Annotated in this window: 15 protein-coding genes; 6 read left to right on the top strand and 9 right to left on the bottom strand. The window is 71.2% G+C overall.

Annotated elements, in window-relative coordinates; genetic code table 11:
• Positions 1–6: 6 nt before the first annotated feature.
• Entirely contained in the window at positions 7–1719 is a 1713-nt protein-coding gene (locus tag DI269_RS11510; RefSeq protein ID WP_112135948.1) for an ABC transporter ATP-binding protein, read from the bottom strand.
• On the bottom strand, positions 1716–3416 hold the full coding sequence (locus DI269_RS11515; RefSeq protein WP_198667332.1) for an ABC transporter ATP-binding protein: 1701 nt from the start codon (positions 3414–3416) through the stop codon (positions 1716–1718). Before DI269_RS11515 ends, DI269_RS11510 begins: the two co-directional genes overlap by 4 nt.
• A gap of 198 nt (positions 3417–3614) precedes the next feature.
• On the opposite strand from DI269_RS11515, the gene DI269_RS27745 reads away from it, so the two are divergent.
• Positions 3615–3752 (top strand): hypothetical protein, encoded by a 138-nt coding sequence (locus tag DI269_RS27745; RefSeq protein ID WP_198667333.1) that lies wholly within the window; start codon positions 3615–3617, stop codon positions 3750–3752.
• 405 nt (positions 3753–4157) lie between these two features.
• Entirely contained in the window at positions 4158–4574 is a 417-nt protein-coding gene (locus DI269_RS11520) for a sigma-70 family RNA polymerase sigma factor (protein WP_112135952.1), read from the top strand.
• An 8-nt stretch (positions 4575–4582) separates the two neighbouring features.
• On the opposite strand, the gene DI269_RS11525 is transcribed toward DI269_RS11520, so the two are convergent.
• Complete coding sequence (locus DI269_RS11525) at positions 4583–5326, bottom strand: GAP family protein (protein WP_112135954.1); 744 nt, start codon at positions 5324–5326, stop codon at positions 4583–4585.
• Positions 5327–5490: 164 nt separating this feature from the next.
• Here DI269_RS11525 and DI269_RS11530 point away from each other — a divergent pair, with 164 nt between their 5' ends.
• Positions 5491–6783 (top strand): BNR-4 repeat-containing protein, encoded by a 1293-nt coding sequence (locus DI269_RS11530; protein WP_112135957.1) that lies wholly within the window; start codon positions 5491–5493, stop codon positions 6781–6783.
• Positions 6784–6831: 48 nt separating this feature from the next.
• On the opposite strand, the gene DI269_RS11535 is transcribed toward DI269_RS11530, so the two are convergent.
• A complete protein-coding gene (locus tag DI269_RS11535; RefSeq protein WP_112135959.1) occupies positions 6832–9072 on the bottom strand; it encodes a rhamnogalacturonan lyase family protein in 2241 nt (746 codons plus the stop codon).
• Positions 9073–9309: 237 nt separating this feature from the next.
• On the opposite strand from DI269_RS11535, the gene DI269_RS11540 reads away from it, so the two are divergent.
• The 3 genes from DI269_RS11540 to DI269_RS11550 are packed head-to-tail and all read left to right on the top strand — an operon-like array spanning position 9310 to position 12688.
• Positions 9310–10965, top strand: coding sequence for a serine hydrolase domain-containing protein (locus tag DI269_RS11540; protein WP_198667334.1), 1656 nt, complete (start codon positions 9310–9312; stop codon positions 10963–10965).
• 11 nt (positions 10966–10976) lie between these two features.
• A complete protein-coding gene (locus DI269_RS11545) occupies positions 10977–11645 on the top strand; it encodes a response regulator (protein WP_112135964.1) in 669 nt (222 codons plus the stop codon).
• Positions 11642–12688 (top strand): HAMP domain-containing sensor histidine kinase, encoded by a 1047-nt coding sequence (locus DI269_RS11550; protein WP_112135966.1) that lies wholly within the window; start codon positions 11642–11644, stop codon positions 12686–12688. Before DI269_RS11545 ends, DI269_RS11550 begins: the two co-directional genes overlap by 4 nt.
• On the opposite strand, the gene DI269_RS11555 is transcribed toward DI269_RS11550, so the two are convergent.
• The 5 genes from DI269_RS11555 to DI269_RS11575 all read right to left on the bottom strand — a co-directional run bounded on the left by DI269_RS11555 (position 12685) and on the right by DI269_RS11575 (position 16512).
• Positions 12685–13614, bottom strand: coding sequence for an aldo/keto reductase (locus DI269_RS11555; RefSeq protein WP_112135969.1), 930 nt, complete (start codon positions 13612–13614; stop codon positions 12685–12687). The genes DI269_RS11550 and DI269_RS11555 overlap by 4 nt on opposite strands.
• A gap of 97 nt (positions 13615–13711) precedes the next feature.
• Positions 13712–14737 carry a WXG100-like domain-containing protein gene (locus DI269_RS11560; RefSeq protein ID WP_112135971.1) on the bottom strand — a complete coding sequence of 342 codons (1026 nt, stop codon included), beginning with the start codon at positions 14735–14737 and terminating at the stop codon, positions 13712–13714.
• Positions 14734–15054 (bottom strand): type VII secretion target, encoded by a 321-nt coding sequence (locus DI269_RS11565; RefSeq protein WP_112135973.1) that lies wholly within the window; start codon positions 15052–15054, stop codon positions 14734–14736. The genes DI269_RS11560 and DI269_RS11565 overlap by 4 nt, the downstream gene beginning before the upstream one ends.
• A complete protein-coding gene (locus DI269_RS11570; protein ID WP_157974908.1) occupies positions 15055–15411 on the bottom strand; it encodes a YbaB/EbfC family nucleoid-associated protein in 357 nt (118 codons plus the stop codon).
• 108 nt (positions 15412–15519) lie between these two features.
• Positions 15520–16512: a 2-dehydropantoate 2-reductase gene (locus DI269_RS11575; RefSeq protein ID WP_112135978.1), complete on the bottom strand. Its 993-nt coding sequence runs from the start codon at positions 16510–16512 to the stop codon at positions 15520–15522.
• Positions 16513–16573 lie beyond the last annotated feature (61 nt).

Genomic DNA, 16573 nt, shown 5'->3' on the forward strand with positions numbered 1-16573 from the left:
GGCGCTTCAGGAGCGGCCCCGCGTCCAGAGGCTCCAGGCCCTGGCGTAGGGGCCGTCGGCGGCGGCGAGGTCGTCGTGGGCGCCCTCTTCGACGATGCGGCCCTTCTCCATCACCACGATCCGGTCGGCGCGGGCCGCTTGGTCGAGGCGGTGGGCGACGAGCAGCCCGGCGCGGCCCTCCAGGGCCGCGGCGGAGGCGTGGTCGAGGGCGGCCGAGTCGGCGCTCCCCGCTTCGGAAGTGGCCTCGTCGAGGACCGCCAGCGGCGGGTCGAGGAGCACGATGCGGGCCAGCGCGAGCGACTGCGCCTGGGCCGGGGTGAGTTCGGTGCCGCGGTCCCCGATGCCGGTGTCGAGGCCGTCGGGGAGGTTGAGCAGGGACTCGGCGCCGACGCGGTGCAGGGCCGCCAGCAGCTCGTCGTCGCCCGCGCCCGGTTTGACCAGGTCGAGGTTCTCGCGGAGGGTCCCGTCGAAGACGTGGACCTCCTGGGTGACGAGCGCGGCCGAACCGGCGACCGTGCCCGAGCCGGGGTCGAGGACGCCGGCGACGATCGCGGCAAGCGTGGACTTCCCGGCGCCGGAGGACCCGACGAGGGCGACGGTCTCGGTGGGGCCGATGCGCAGCGAGACGTCGTCGAGGACGGGGTGCCCGGGGACGTACTCGAATCGGATGCCGGTCGCATCGGCTGCGGCCGCTTGGGGTTGGGTGCGTTCAGCGGCCTTGAACTCGTCGGCGTGGATGACGCCGACGATGCGGCGCATTGAGGCGAGGGAGGACTGGAGTTCGTCGACGACGAACATCAGCTCGTTGATGGGTCCGAAGAGCCGCAGGAAGAACAGCATCGCGGTGGTCGCGGCGCCGACGCTCCCCTCGCCTTCGCGCACGAGCCAGAAGCCGACGACGAGGATCGAGCTCATGCCGAGGAACTCGGCGAGGTTGATGCGGGCGAAGAACCCGTTGATGACGGTGCGGGCGCGCACGGCCCAGATGGTGACCTGCCAGGAGGCGCGGGCGATGGTCGCGGCGTGCGGGCGGGAGAGGCCGAAGGCGTGGACGGTCTCGATGCCGCGCAGCGAGGCGAGGAGGTGCTGGGCGCGGGTGGCCATGGCGGCGCGCTCGGCCTCGTAGATCTGGGGGGCGTTGCGGCGGTGCCAGCGCAGCGTCCACACGTAGATCGGGATGACCAGGACCAGCGCGCAGATCGCGAAGCGCCAGTCGAGGACGGCGATGCCGACGACGGTGGTGACGATGGTGAACGCGGAGCCGGTGACGGCGGGGACGACCATCGGGGCGGCCTCGGCGATGACGGCGACGTCGTCGCCGGCGCGGGAGACGAGGTCGCCGGCGCCGGCGCGTTCGAGGGCGGCGCGCGGGAGGGCGAGGCCGCGGGCGACCATGCGCTCGCGGGTGGAGGCGAGGACGCGCTCGACCAGGCGGGTGGCGCCGACCTGGCCGAGGCCGTCGAAGAACGCGGCGAACAGGGCCCCGGCGGCGATAGCTCCGGCGAGGAGCCAGATGCGTTCGGCGCCTTGGCTTTCGGAGACGGCGTCGACGAGTGCGCCGAGGGCCCACGGGGTGGCGAGCCCGGCGGTGGCGCCGAGGGTCAGGAGCGCGATGACGCCGACGACCTTCCACGTTCCGCCCTTGAGGGCGAGGCGGACCTCGGAGCGGACCTGGGCGGCGGTGGCGAGCGGGAGGGTCTCGCGGGTCTCGTCGCTCATGCGGTCTCCTTGGCGGGCAGGTCGATACCGGGCAGGTCGACGACGCGGTCGCACACGGCGAGGAGCGCGGGCGCGTCGGTGATGAGCAGGGTCGAGCGGTTGCCGCGGGCGGCGCGGAGGCGTTCGGCGATGCGCGACTCGGTGACGGAGTCGACGGCGGTCGTCGGGTCCTGGAGGACCAGGAGCGGCGGTTCCTGGGCGAGAGCCCGGGCGAGCGCGATGCGCTGGCGCTGGCCGCCCGAGAGGCGCAGGCCCTCCTCGCCGACCTGGGTGTCGAGGCCGTCGGGGGCGGCGTCGACGATCTCGGCGCAGTCGGCGGCGTCCAGGGCGGTGTCGATGGCGGCGCGGTCGGCGGTGAGGAGGCCGATGTTGTCGAGGATGGTGCCGTCGAAGAGGGCGGCGTGGTGCGGGACGACGAGGACGGTGCGGCGCAGGGCTTCCAGCTCGTATTCGCCGAAGGGCCTGCCTTGCCAGGTGAGGGCGCCCGCCTCGGGTTCGGCGCTGCCGGACAGGAGCGCGGCGAGGTCGGCCGCGGCGGCGGGCGTCGCGCGCAGGCCGACGCATTCGCCGGGGGCGACGTCGAGGTCGGCTCGGAGGTTGGCGGTCCGCACGTCGGCGAGGCTGAGCTTGCCGTCGCCGGTGTCGGGGACGGCCTTGCCGTGGCTCGCTTCGTGGTGCGGGAGTTGGAGGATCGAGAGGACGCGCTCGGCGGAGGCGAGGGCGGCGGCCCAGATGCCGCCGGCGTTCCTGGAGATGCCTCCCAAGGGGCCCATGATGAACTGCGTGAGACCGACGACGGTGATGAGCTGGCCGACGGTGAGGTCGCCGTTCCAGGCGCGGAGCCCGGCGACGAGCGCGAGCCCGGCCACGAACAGGCCGGAGGCGAGGTTCATGGACCCGATGTAGACGCCTTGGGCGCTGGCGGCGTGCAGGCTCCCGTCGAGGGCGTCGCGGCTGGACTTGCGGTACCGGTCGGCGGCCGCGCCCTGCGCGCCGAGGCCCGACAGGACCCGGTACCCGGCGAGGAGGTCGGCGGCCTTCCCGGACGCCTCGCCCGCGAGCGCGGACTGGTCGTGGCTGCGGCGGCGCAGCGGCCCGCCCGCGCGGTCCATGATGAAGAGCAGCAGCGGGACACCGAGCAGCACGATGAGGCCGAGTTCCCAGGACAGGACCATGAGCACGGTGCCGCACAGCAGGATCGCGGCGAGCTCGCCCGCGGGCCAGGCCGTGATGGCGACGGCCTTGGCGAGGTTGTTGACGTCCGATGAGGCGATCGAGAGCGAGACACCCGGGAGCCCGGCGCGGCCCTTGACGCCCTTGGGGTCCAGGAGCCGGTTCGCGACGAGCGTGCGCAGGCGGTGCTGGACGGCCTCGATGCCGAGGAGCCCGAAGCGGGAGCCGAACCGGTAGCTGTAGGAAAGCAGGGCGAAGTCCGCGCCCAAGAGGGCGACGCAGAGGGCGAGCCGCACGGGGTCGCCGGTGGCGACGGCCTGGTCGATCGCGAAGCCCATGATCACCGGGACGAGCGATTCGCCGATCTGGTGCATGATCAGCAGGATCGATGCCGGCCACATCTGCCTGGGCGCGGCGGCCATGACCCGCAGGGTCAGCCGCCTGGGCGTGGTGTCGGCGTCGATACGGATGGGCCGCACCGGGATCGGATCGGCGGGGGCCTGGAGCAGGACGGGCAGCCTCATGAGTTCCTGTCTGGTTCGGGAGTCCCCCGAAATATTAGGCAAACCTAATTTGTGGCGCAACATGAGGCCGCCCACGTCCCCGGCCGAGGCCGCGCGAGACCGTCGTGAAGCTTTTTCATCAATTGCACGGTTTTTAGATATTTGCGCAGTTCAAAGGCGTATCATCGATGTATGTGGACAGTTCTATGGATTCTGATCGTGGCCTGGGTCGTGCTCGCGATCGTCGGCATCGCCATCAAGGGCCTGCTCTGGCTGGCCGTCATCGGCATCGTGCTCGCCATCGGCACCATCGTCTTCGGCCTCATCAGGCGAAGCGTCGGCAACAAGACGGCCTGACCCGCGCACCCGCGCGACCGGACGGGGTTTCGCCCCGCCCTGCGATCGCGGCCGTAGTCGGCGTGCGCCTCAGCCGGCGCCAGAACGCGGCTCATTCTGGAGGTTCAGAGGAATCGGCACAGGTCAGACCGGGTCCATCGACACCGAACGGGTATAGGCTGAAGACATCGATGGAGCCGCTCGGGCGACGCGACGGCCCTCCCTTGCAGGACGGGCCGGGACGGCAGGACGACCCGGGCATTTAGCAAACATCAGCGAATCGGCGCTCTGACCGCAGCGAAGCGAGTCATCCCCACTCTGGGGCCGGAACGTGTTGGTGCCAGCCCGGGACCTGCAATACCTGGTCGATCCAAGGCCGGCCCACGCCGGTTGCCGAACCAGACAGCCGCAGGGCGGTGGCCTTCAATGGCACCACACAACAGCAGAAGACGCGATCACGACGACGACTACCGGGCGCTCGAACCGTTATTCGCGCAGATGGCCGGCCTCGACGACGCCGATCCGCGCCGCCGCGAACTCCGCGGCCAGATCATCACCGGGTACCTTCCACTCGCCGACCACATTGCCCGCCGCTATTCGCACCGGGGCGTCCCCAGAGACGACCTGGTCCAGGTCGCCACCCTCCGCCTCATCCACGCCGTCGACCGCTACGACCCCGCGCTCGGCACCGACTTCCTCTCCTTCGCCGTCCCCACCGTCATGGGCGAGATGCGCCGCCGCTTCCGCGACACCACCTGGCCCGTGCGCTTGGCGCACCGCCTCCAGGAGATGGAGCTCCCCGGCAACATGTTCAGCCCCATGGAGACCGAGCTGGACGACTGAGGGCCGGGTCAGCGGTTGAAGAGCATCTCCAGGAGCCCGAGGCGCCAGGCGGCGTCTCGGGCCACGAGGAAGCCGACGATGCCGACGATCCAGCCGGTGGTGGAGGCGGCGTTCTTGGTCATCCAGTTGTTCATGCGGACCAGGAGGGGCTCGACGGCGTTGCGGGCGGTGAGGCGGGCCGCGAGGAGGGCGAGGGCGGGCAGGACCATGACGAGGCAGTAGCCGGCCATGGTGGCGGTGGTGGCGGCGGGGCCGATGCCGGAGGTCGTGACGATGCCGATCGCGGCGAGGTACGGGAGCATGGTGGCGACTTCGAGGGTGGCCGCGCCGAGGGCGAGGCCGACGAGCGGGAGCGCGTTGGTTCGCGTGCGGGTCGTCCCGGGCTCGGCGGTCTCGATGCCGAGGGCGCGCTCGCGCCAGCGGCCCATGCGGCCGCCGCCCTCCTTGGACTTCTTGGAGTCGAAGCGGAAGCTGAGGAGGAGCAGGCCGACGCCGACGACGAGCTGGACCCACATCGCGGGGCGGGTGTCCAGGAGCGCGCCGAGGTCGTCGATGAACGTGGTCGCGCCGAGGACGATGAGCATGCCGACCGCGAAGTAGAAGACGGCGATCGTGCCGAGGTAGACGAGCATGCGCCCGGCCTTGACGCGGCCGGGGGCCAGGAGGAGCCAGATCGGGATGAGCAGGGTCCCGAAGCTCGTCGAGTCGATGAGTGCGAGGGCGGCCAGCGAGGCGGCCATGGCGAGGTCCATGTGCCGAGCGTATGGACGCGAGGGGTGGCGGCGCGTCGGTCGCGGGATCGATCTTCTGTAGGGCGACTGCGCCTTTGGTGGCAGACCGAAGGTGGGGGGTGGTGTTGGATAGCGCTTTCCGATAAGGTCGTGGCGATGGCGACGAAGCCGATGGAGGGAACCCCATGAACCGCGACTCCGCACCCCTGATCGTCAACGACAACGGGGCCTGGTGCTGGTTCCAGGACGAGCGCGCGCTCGTCGACCCCGCGACCGGGACCCTCGTCGTCGGCTCGATCGCCGCGCCCGAGGGTCCGGGCGGCCAGGCGCGGGCGGGGAACGTCGAGCTGTCCGTGGTCGACCTGCGGGCCGGCACCAGCACGACGGTGGTGCTGCACGAGCGGCTCGAAGCCGACGACCACGACGTGCCCGCGCTGTGGCGCCGCGCCGACGGGCGCTGGCTCGCCGTCTACACCAGGCACAAGACCGACGATCTGACGCGCTGGCGCGTCAGCGAACCGGGCGACCCGACCCGCTGGGGTCCGGAGTCCGTGTTCGACTGGTCGGCGCTGACCGGCGGTGCGGGCGTGACGTACTCGAACCTGCGGTCGGTCGGCGGGCGCCTGTACTGCTTCGCGCGCGCGGTGAACGACGACCAGTGCGCGCTCGTCTCCGACGACGACGGCGACACCTGGGCCTACGCGGGCAAGCTGTTCACGCGGCCGAAGGTCGGCTACGTCAACGGGTACACGCGGTACTCCGGGGACGGGAAGCGGATCGACCTGGTCACCACCGACCACCACCCGCGCGACTTCGACAACTCGATCTACCATGGCTACTTGGCGAACGGGGCCCTGCACCGCAGCGACGGGACCGTCGTCGACGCCGAGGCGCTCAGCGGCGAGGCGCCGTCGCAAGTGGAGCTGACGACCATCTTGGAGGCCGGGTCGCGGTGGGGCGGGGTGCGGATCTCGCACTGCTGGACCACCGACATCCGCCACGGCGAGGACGGCTCGGTCGCGGCGGTCCTCACCGCCCGCGCCGGGGAGGAGGAGCACCTCGACCGGCAGAAGGCCCACCCGGACCTGCGGTTCTTCTACGCCCGCATGGCGCCCGGCGGCGAGTGGACCGTCCGCAAGTTCGCCAAGGCCGGGCCCGGCCTCATGCCGCACGAGGAGGACTACACCGGCCTGGCCGCGATCGACCCGTACGACCTCGACTCGGTGTACGTCTCCACGCCGGTCGACCCCCGGGACGGAGCGGTGCTCCCCCACCACGAGATCTTCCACGCCCGCACCGGGAACGGCGGCGAGTCGTGGACCTGGACGCCGGTCACCGAGGGCTCCGATGTGGACAACTTCCGTCCCGTCGTCGCCCCCGGCGACCCGTCGCGGACCCCGCTCCTGTGGTTCCGCGGCGAGATGACCGCCTCGCAGCACTACGACTGCGAGATCGTGCTGCGCGATTTCCGAAGGTGAGCGCCCGAGGCTCCGGGAGGTGCTTCGGAGCCTCGGACCGGCTTTCTCTTACGGGACGCGGACGTCAGGCCAGGGGTAGCTGGTGACGTCCGAGCCGATGTAGAAGCTCGGGTGCGGCGGCTGGTTGTAGGCCGTGTTCTGCCAGGCGATCGCGACCCGGTACTGGATGTCGTGCATCAGGGTCGCGATGCGCAGGCTCGTCTGGTGCGGGGTCGCGTAGATCCGCAGGGCCGAGGAGTCGCTGGTGCGCCAGACGACCTCCTCGCGCCAGTCGCCGAACAGGTCGGCCGACAGGGCCGGGGTGGCCTTGGTGCCGTTGCTCGACAGGACCCCGGAGCCCGACAGGAGCGTCCCCGACGGGTAGTTGGTGATGCTGGTGCCGTCGAGCAGCTCGCGCTCGCCGTCGCCGTCCCACCAGGACAGGAAGTTGATCGAGGCGGGCTTGGCGCCGATGTTCGCGCCCGACGCGTTCAGCAGTCCGTCCACACTGGAGGACCAGTATTCGGCGCCCGCGTTGGAGGCGAGCACGTTCGCCGCCACGCCGCGGCCGTTGTCGCAGCACGCCGGGGTCTGGAACAGGATCGCCCCGTTGTTCGCGTTCAGGCTCGACGACGGCTGGCTGGTGCTCTCGTGCGGCATGAACACCTCCTGCCCGGCGCGGCTGGGCACGAAGTCCGAGACGTGCAGCGCGTCGCCGTGCCCGAAGCCGGTGCGCCACAGCGCCGAACCGCTGGAGCTCACCGCCATCGCGCCGTAGACGACGTCCTGGTTCCCGTCCCCGTTCAGGTCCGCGATCGAGAGGCTGTGCGCCCCCTGGCCGGTGTACTGGCTGCCCGCCGAGTTCGAGTCGAAGGTCCAGCGGGTGGTCAGGTCGGTGCCGTTCCAGTCCACCGCCCAGATCACCGAGCGCGTGTAGTAGCCGCGCGCGAAGATCATCGACGGCGTCGAACCGTCCAGATAGGCCGTCCCGGCCAGGAACCGGTCGACCCGGTTGCCGTAGTTGTCGCCCCAGCTGGAGACGGTGCCGCGCGGCGGGTTGTAGTCGACGGTGTCCATCGCGGCCCCGGTCTGGCCGTTGAAGATCGTCAGGTACTCCGGTCCGGTGAGGACGTAACCACTGGAGTTGCGGTAGTCGGCACTGGAGGAGCCGATGACCTGGCCGGTGCCCGAGACCGTCGCGTCGGCGGTCTTCATCGCGATCTCCGCGCGGCCGTCCGAGTTGTAGTCGTACACCTGGAACTGCGTGTAGTGCGCGCCCGAGCGGATGTTGCGCCCCAGGTCGATCCGCCACAGCCGGGTCCCGTTGAGCTCGTACGCGTCGATGATCGTGTTCCCGGTGTACCCGGACTGCGAGTTGTCCTTGGCGTTCGAGGGGTACCACTTGACGACGTACTCGTACTGGCCGTCCCCGTCGAGGTCGCCCACGCTCATGTCGTTGGCCTCGTAGGTGAACGCCTCGCCCGATGGCGTGGTGCCCCCGGCCGGGCGCTGGATCGGGATGTCGAGGTAGCCGCTGGAGTTGAAGGTCGCCTCCACGCCGACCTGCGGACCGACGGTGCCGCCGTTGACGGCCGCCACCGTGTAGGTGCCGGAGGCGCCGGTGTCGAGGTAGTTGGTGGCGCCGGTGATCGGGGTGCTGTTGAGCAGGGTCCCGTTGCGGTACACGTTGAACGCCACGTTCGACGGGTCGGTGCCCAAGAGACGCCAGGAGACGAGGCGGCCCGAGCCGGAGGGGACGACGGTGACGCCGCGGGTCAGCTCCTCGACCTCGTAGCGGCCGGTCTGCTGCGGCGGGGCGCCGTCGGTGACCTCGACGTAGTCGATGTTCGCCAGGCCCGCCGCGGTCGAGGCCGCGAGTCGGATCGTGTTGTTCCCGGCGTTGAGCGCGACCGAGACGGTCTTGGTCGACCAGGTCGTCCACGCGCCGGTCGCGGGGAAGGCGCTGGCGGCCTGGACGGTCGCGCCGTTGACGATGACGTCGGCCGAGCGGGTGTCGGTGGCGCCGTGGGCGTACCGGATCGCCACGGAGGCCGTGCCGGCGGCCGGGACGTTCACGGTGAACTGGTTCGCCGCGCCTACGGCGTTGCTGGAGTTGCAGAAGCCGCTGCCGGAGTACCCGGCGTGGTTGGAGTCGATGGTGCCGTCGCAGGTCGCCGGGGCGGTCTCGGACTCGTAGCGGACGGTGGCGGCGTCGGCCGTGCCCCAGACCGTCGCGGCGGCGGTGGCCGCGAGGACGGCCGCGGCCAGGACCGACAGGCTGCGCAGCCGCCGGTTTCGGGTGGTTCGCATGAATGCTCCGCGTGTCGAGAAGTGAGGATGGGGGTCCGCCGGGGTGCGGCGGAGCGGCGCACCATGGGCATGCCGGGTCGACACGGTGCGCTCTCATTCACGCATTGAACTGAATCGATTCAATGCCTTTGGGAAGTATAGTCGGAATCCGCTTTCAAAGGCAATATGTTCGATCGAAGTTTATCGATGCACCTTCGTTTAAGCCCGGTTTACACCCCCGCGCCTACCGTCCCTGGCATGAGACGGATATCAACGATGATCGCGGCCGCGCTGCTGGCCGGCGGGTGCATGACCTCGGTCGAGGAGGGCCCCGGCCGGGGCGAGGCGCCGCCGGACTGCGACCCGGAGCTGGCGAGCGCGCTCGCCGCGTGGGCCGACGCCGGGTTCGCCGGGGCGGTCGCGATCGACGGGAACGGCATGGACTGCCGGGTGGCGCTCGGGAACGCCGACGAGTCGACGCCGAACACCGACGACACCGTGTTCGGGATCGGCTCGGTGAGCAAGGGCTTCACCGCCGCGGCGATCCTCGACCTCGCCCAGGACGGGGCGCTGTCCTTGGGCGACAAGGCGGGCGCGCTCCTGCCGGGCCTGTCGGGCCCGGCCGCCGACGTCACCGTCGAGCAGCTGCTGCTGCACACCAGCGGCTTGGAGGGCGAGCACGGCCGCGACCACCAGCCCCTCGACCGCGACGAGGCGATCGCGGCCATCAGCGGCCTGGCCTCGGCGTTCGAACCCGGCAGCGACTTCCTGTACTCCAACGCCGGGTACTCGCTGCTGGCGCTCATCGTCGACGAGACCACCGGGTCCTACCGGGACTACCTCGCCGAGGAGATCCTGGTCCTCGACGGCGAGCGGTTCGGCGGCTTCTGGGACGGCGAGCCCGCCGCGCCCGGACCGCGCGCGGTCGGCACCGTCGACGGGGCGCCGTCGACCGAGAACGGGGACTTCGCGGGCCCGTTCTGGGCGATGGAGGGCAACGGCGACCTCGCCATGACCGCCGGGCAGCTCGCGGACTGGATGAAGGCGCTCTTCGAAGGCGAGGTCGTCGACCCCGCGGCCGTCGAGGTGCTCACGAGCACGCGGTTCGACTACGGGGACGGCTCGGCCGAGATCCCCGGGTGGGTGTCGGTGGGTCCGGATATGTTCGGAACCCCGCTCATCACCGCCTCCGGGGGCGGCGGCGACACCGGGCACAACGCGGTCGCGGTGTGGCTGCCGGAGCTGGAGATGAGCATCGCGGTCACGTCGAACTCAGAGGAGGTCATCGCAGGAGATCTCGTGGAGGCGATCGGCCCCGCGCTCGCGGCCGGGGAGCCGATCCCGATGCCCGAGGGCCACGCCGAGGCCGATCCCGAAGAGCTGCAATCGAGGGTGGGGACCTACACGCTGGAGTCGGGCGGCTCGTACGCGGTGACGGCGGGCGAGGACGGCCTGGAGGTCGCCGCCGAGGGCGCCGACGCGGTGGCCGCCATGTTCGCCTCGGCCGACTTCACGGTCGAGGACGTCGCCGCCCACGAGGACCTCGTCCTCGCGCTCCTCAACGGCGAGACCGAGGCCGGGCGCGAGGAGATCGAGGCGGTCGAGGGCGACATCGGGGAGATCGAGGCGGTCGAGCTCGCCGGGACGGCCGAGGAGCAGGGCGAGCTGCGCACCTACGTCCGCTTCACCACGGCCGGGGCCGAGCTGCTCGGCTGGTACGCGCTCGACGAGCGAGGCGGCATCGGCGGCGTCATGCTCGACGCCTCCCCTCCGGCGTTTACGCTGGTGCCCACGGGTGAGGGTGAGTACCGCCGCGACCTGGTCGGGGTCGGGGACGGCGTCCGCGTCGTGTTCGCGGAGGGCCTGATGACCGTGACCGGACCGGCCGGCACCGCCGAAGCCCGCCTGAGCTGAGGGGAGCCCGAGTGCGCATCCTGCTGGTCGAGGACGACCGCGACCTGGGCCCGGTGATCGCACTCGGGCTGCGGAACGAGGCCTACGCCGTGGACCTCGCCGCGAACGTGGCCGAGGCCGAGGAACTGCTGTGCGCCAACGACTTCGACGTGGCGTGCCTCGACCTCGGGCTGCCCGACGGGGACGGCCTGGAGCTGCTGCGGCGCCTCGGGACCGACCCGAACCTGCGCCGGCCCCGGCGCCTGCTCGTCCTGACCGCGCGCGACGCGGTGGACGACCGGGTGGCCGGGCTCGACGCGGGCGCCGACGACTACCTGGTCAAGCCGTTCAGCTTCGCGGAGCTGGCGGCGCGGCTGCGGGCCCTGGCCCGGCGCGCCGACGTGCGCGAGGCGGTCCTGGAGGTCGGCGACCTGCGACTGGACGCCGCCGCGCACCGCGCCTGGCGCGGCGGCGAGGCGCTCGAACTGACGGCGAGGGAGTTCTCCATGCTGCGGTACTTCATGCACCACCCCGGCGAGACACTGTCCACTGAGGATCTACTGGAGCACGTGTGGGACGCGCAGGCCGACCCGTTCACCGCCTCCGTGCGGGTGATCCTCAGCCGCCTGCGCCGCAAGCTCGGCGAACCGGGCCCGATCGCCACGGTGACGGGTGTCGGCTACCGGTTGGAGGAACGATGAAATCGCTGCGGGTCAGGCTGGCGCTCACCGGGTCGATCGCGATCTACCTGCCGGTGGTCCTGGTCTTCGGGGTCACCGCGATCAACTACGAGTCGTACGGCGTCGTCGGCGACGACGGGGTCGAGCGGACCGTCTCGCGGTCCGGCATCGAGCCGTCGGGCTGGGCGGTGCTCACGGTGGTGCTGCTGCTGCCGGTCACCGTGGCGCTCGCGTGGTGGTGGTCGGGCCGGGCGGTGCGCCCGTTCGAGCGGGTCCGGGCCGCGGCCGAGCGGATCGAGGGCACCGATCTCGGTCTGCGCGTGGGGAACGCGGAGGGCACGACCGAGGCGGTCGCGCTCGCGGCGGCGTTCGACTCCATGCTGGACCGGCTCGAAAGATCGGCGGCCGTGCAGCGGCAGCTGGTCGAGGAGGCGAGCCATGAGCTGCGCACGCCGCTCGCGGTCCTGATCACCGGCGCGGATGTGGTGCTGGCACACCCCGAGCCGAGCCTGGAGCTGTACCGGGAGGGCATGGAGCGCAGCCGGAGTGCCGCGCACCGGCTGCGGGACGTCGTCGACGAGCTGCTGGTGGACGCGCGCGGACGGGCCCGCGTGATCGAGCGGCGGCCGGTGGACCTGGCCGAACTGGTGCGGGAGGTCGCCGCCGAGTTCGCGCCCGCCGCAGTCGAAGTGACCGGTGCGACGAGCGCGGAGGCCGCGGTGGACGGCCCGAGCGTGCGCCGCGCGATCGGGAACCTCGTCGGGAACGCCGTCAAGCACGCTCCGGAAGGGACCGTGGTCGCGGTGGAGGTCGAAGCGGCCCCGGATGCCGTGGCGGTCACCGTGTCCGATGAAGGGCCGGGCATCCCCGAGGCCGACCGGGAGCGCGTGTTCGAGCGGTTCTGGCGCGGCGAGAGCGCCCCGGGCACGGGCCTGGGGCTGCCGATCGCGCGCCAGATCGCGCAGGCGCACGGCGGCGACGTCGAACTCCTCGACAGCGCTGGCTTCAACGACAGCGGGTCCGGATGCCGGTTCCGGTTGACGCTGCCGAGAGGCGCGCTCTAGGGGACGGTGTGGCCGCCGGCGATGAAGAGGCGGTACCACTCCTCGCGGGTCAGCGGGACCTCCGAGCCGGCCGCGGAGTCGGCGACCCGGCCGGGGTTGGTGGTGCCGAGGACGACCTGCATGTTCGCCGGGTGGCGGGTGATCCATGCGACCGCGATGCCGGTCGGGGTGACCTCGTACTTGGCGGCGAGCTCGTCGATCAGGTCGTTCAGCTCCGCGTAGTTCTCGCGGTCGCCGAGGAAGACGCCGTCGAAGAAGCCCTTCTGGAACGGCGACCAGGCCTGGAGGGTCATGCGGTTGATCCGCGAGTACTCCAGGAGGCCGTTGTCGCGGCTGACGGACTGGTCGAGGCCGGCCATGTTCGCGGCCACGCCCTGGGCGATGAGCGGCGAGTGGGTGATCGACAGCTGGACCTGGTTGTACGCCAAGGGCTGCCGCACCGCGGTCTTGAGCAGCTCGACCTGGAGCGGGGTGTGGTTGGAGACGCCGAAGGTGCGGACCTTCCCGTCGGCTTCGAGCTCGTCGAAGGCCTCGGCGACCTCCTCGGGCTCCATGAGCGTGTCGGGGCGGTGCAGCAGGAGCACGTCGAGGTAGTCGGTGCGCAGCGCCTGGAGCGACTCGTCGACCGAGCGGAGGATGTGCTCCTTGGAGAAGTCGAAGAACGGGTGGCGGATGCCGACCTTCGACTGGATGACGATCTGCTCGCGCTCCTCGTCGTCCAGCTTGAGGGCGTCGCCGAAGCGGGCCTCGCACTGGTGGCGCTCGGCGCCGTAGATGTCGGCGTGGTCGAACGCGTTGATCCCGGCCTCGCGGGCGGTCCGGTAGAGCGTGCGGATCGCCTCGTCGTCGAGCGACCCGATCCGCATGAGTCCGAGGACCACGTTGGAGGGGTCGGGCGAGTGGTCCGGGATCGGGATCGTCTTCATGCCGCCATCCTGCCACACCCGGTAGTTGAACGATAAATGAAGCGGGTTCGCGTCGGCCGGGGCCACAGGCCCCGGCCGGGCGGCGTGCGGGGGCGCGTCACGGCCCGCCGTTGGCCTCGCGCTCCTTGTCCATCTGGCTGAGGTTGTTCTCCCCTGCGGCCGTGGAGTTGGCGGTGTACTTGATGGTCTTCATCTTGTCGATGGGGTTCTTCCAGCTGTTCTTCAGCGGGTCGAGGGACTTGGCGAGCGGGGTGTTGGAGAGGCCGCGGAGGTTCGAGGCGCCGTCCATGACCTTGCCGCCGCCGCGCATCAGGCCGGTCGAGGTGCCCTTGAGGAGCTGGTCGGTGGCGCCGTCGAGGGACTTCTTGAGGCCGGTGGACTGGGTGCCGAACTTGCGGAGGGAGGCGACCCAGCGGCCGAGCTTCGACATGAGCTGGCCGAGCTTCCCGACCAGGTTCGCGAAGACCGAGACGGCCTTGGAGACGACGCGGGCGATCGCGGCGGCCGCGGTGGCGCCGAAGGTGAACCCGGCGGTGGCGAGGGCGCTGAGGATCCACAGGATCGCCTCGGCGATGAAGTTGGAGATGATCTCCAGGAACATCGTGCGGAAGATCGCGACGAGCACGCCCGCGCCGGTGATGAGGTTCGCCGTCCACTTCGCACCCTCGGCGGCACCGGCGATGACCTCGCCGAAGGCGCCCGCGCTCTGGCGGTACGCGTCGGCGTCCTGGCCCTCCCAGTCGATGGTGGTCGCGGTTTCGGCTTTCCAGGCGTCGGACGCGTCGTGGAGCGCCATCGAGATGTTGTTCCACGTCATCGCGAGGCCCTCGATGGCGTTGGGGTTGCCCGCCAGCCAGTCGAGGGGTTCGCGCAGGAACGAGATGTGCTCGAACAGCCAGGAGACGCCGGCCTGCACGAGGTGCTTGAAGGGGTTGGAGATGAACGAGAGCGCGTCCAGGCCCAGGGAGAAGGTGGAGGAGGCGATGTCGCCGACGTCGACCTGGCCCTGGGTGATCGCGTTGCCGTAGGCCTGGCCGGCCTTGTAGACGCCGTAGAAGATCTTGGAGCTCTGGGGCATCGTGGTCGGGGTCTCGCCCTCGATGAGGGGGTTCGCGGCGTTCACCGGTCGAGCTCCTTGAGCAGTGCGTCGAAGACGGCGGCGACCTCTTCGTCCACGGTCTGGTAGTGCTGGGCGGTCGCCTGGAGCGCCGCGGTGAAGCCGGTGCCCAGGTCGTCGATGGAGTCGAGGGTCTCCGAGCCGTCGTCGAGGAACAGGTCCAGGGCGGGCGGGATCAGCTGGGCGAAGACGATGCCGTAGGCGTTCTCGTCGCCGAGGCGGACGGTCTTGGCGGCGTCGGCGGCCTGGACGACCATCGGCATGGGGCCGTTGACGAGCCGCGACGCGTGGTCGCGCAGCAACTGGGGGTCCACTTTGACCATTTAGGGCTCCTCGGTCCGGGGGGCGGCGAATCCGGTGATGACGCTCATCGCCTCGGAGTCCTCGCCCAGGAGGGTGGACATGATCTCGGTGGTCTTGCGGCCCGACTCTTCGAGCGCGAGCCGGTAGACCTCCAGCACCAGGTCGGCGAGGCCGGTGCCGGAGAGGCCGCGCGCCTGGGGCGAGAAGCGCAGGCCGGTGAGGTTGCCGCCGGCGTTCACGGTGACGGTGACGATCTCGTCCTCGTCGGCGAGGGTCACCTCGGACTCGGCGAGGAGCTCTTCGGCGCGGCCGGCGCGCTCCTGGATGACGGCGACGCGGGACTCCAGGTCCTGCATGATCTCTTCTGGCGTGCGCAAATCGTCCTCCGTATTCGACTGTGCACAGACACAACGCTTCCCGTGGTGCAGTTGTCAAGCTAGCCAACGGGAGTGAACTGGAGGTGGCGCAGTCTTGAACGGCGGCGCTCAGGCAGGCCGCAGCACGGCGGCGACGAGCTCGGGCCCGGTCCAGTCCCGGCGCCCGCCGGCCTCGGCCTCGTGGACCAGGGCGGTCAGCAGCTCGTTGACGGGTGCGGCGGTGCCGTGCTCGGCGGCGAGCGCCGCGACCTCGCCGTTCAGGTAGTCCACTTCGGTCGGACGCCCCGATTCGAGGTCGTCCCACGTCGAGGAGCGCGCGTGCGGGTCGATGGCGAGCATCCGCGCCGCGACGCGGGTGAACAGCGCGTCGGGCAGGCCGAGAATGACCGGCAGCAGCCGCGGCGCGGCCCCGGCGGTCTTCGCCGGGGTGATCCCGGCGGCCTTGTAGGCGGCGAGGGCCTCGCGCTGGGCGAGGGCGAGCACGCGCCGGAACGGCCGCTGGGACAGCTCGGTGCGCAGCGGCAGGCCCGAGAGGGCGTTGATCGCGTTGTTGAGGTTGAGGACGAGCTTCCCGGCCTGGACGCCGAGGAGGTCGTCGCGGACGGTCAGCGGGAGCCCCGCGCGGTCGAAGGCGGCGAGGTGCCCGGCGAGGCCGGGGTGGGCCTGGACCTCCAGGCCCCCGGCGGTGCCGCGATGGAAGCGGCCCTCCCCTTGGTGGATCACGTTGAACGCAACCATCCCGGGGACCGCCTCGACGCCGCCCGCTTGCAGCACTTGGGCATTGCGCAGCCCGTTCTGGAGGCTCACGACCGGCGTCCCAGGCCGCAGCCGCGGGGCGAGCCGGGCCGCAGCGTCGGCGGTCGCGGCGGACTTGACGGTGACCAGCACCAGATCGGCGTCCGCGGCGGCGGCCGGGTCGGTCTCGTACCGCGGCGCCTCGACCCGCTCGACCGCCCCGTCGAGGTCGATCAGGACGAGCCCGTGAGAGCGCACCTCGGCCGCGATCCGCTCGCGCCCGACGAACACGACTTCAGCTCCGGCGGCGGCCAGCCGCCCCCCGACATAACACCCGATGCTGCCCGCACCGTACACACAGATCATTACCGGATGCTATCGCCGCCAACCTTTGTGGAGGAACCGAGGGCGGCCCCGGGCAGTGCCC

The organism is Glycomyces dulcitolivorans, from assembly GCF_003265355.1.
Classification (GTDB): domain Bacteria; phylum Actinomycetota; class Actinomycetes; order Mycobacteriales; family Micromonosporaceae; genus Glycomyces; species Glycomyces dulcitolivorans.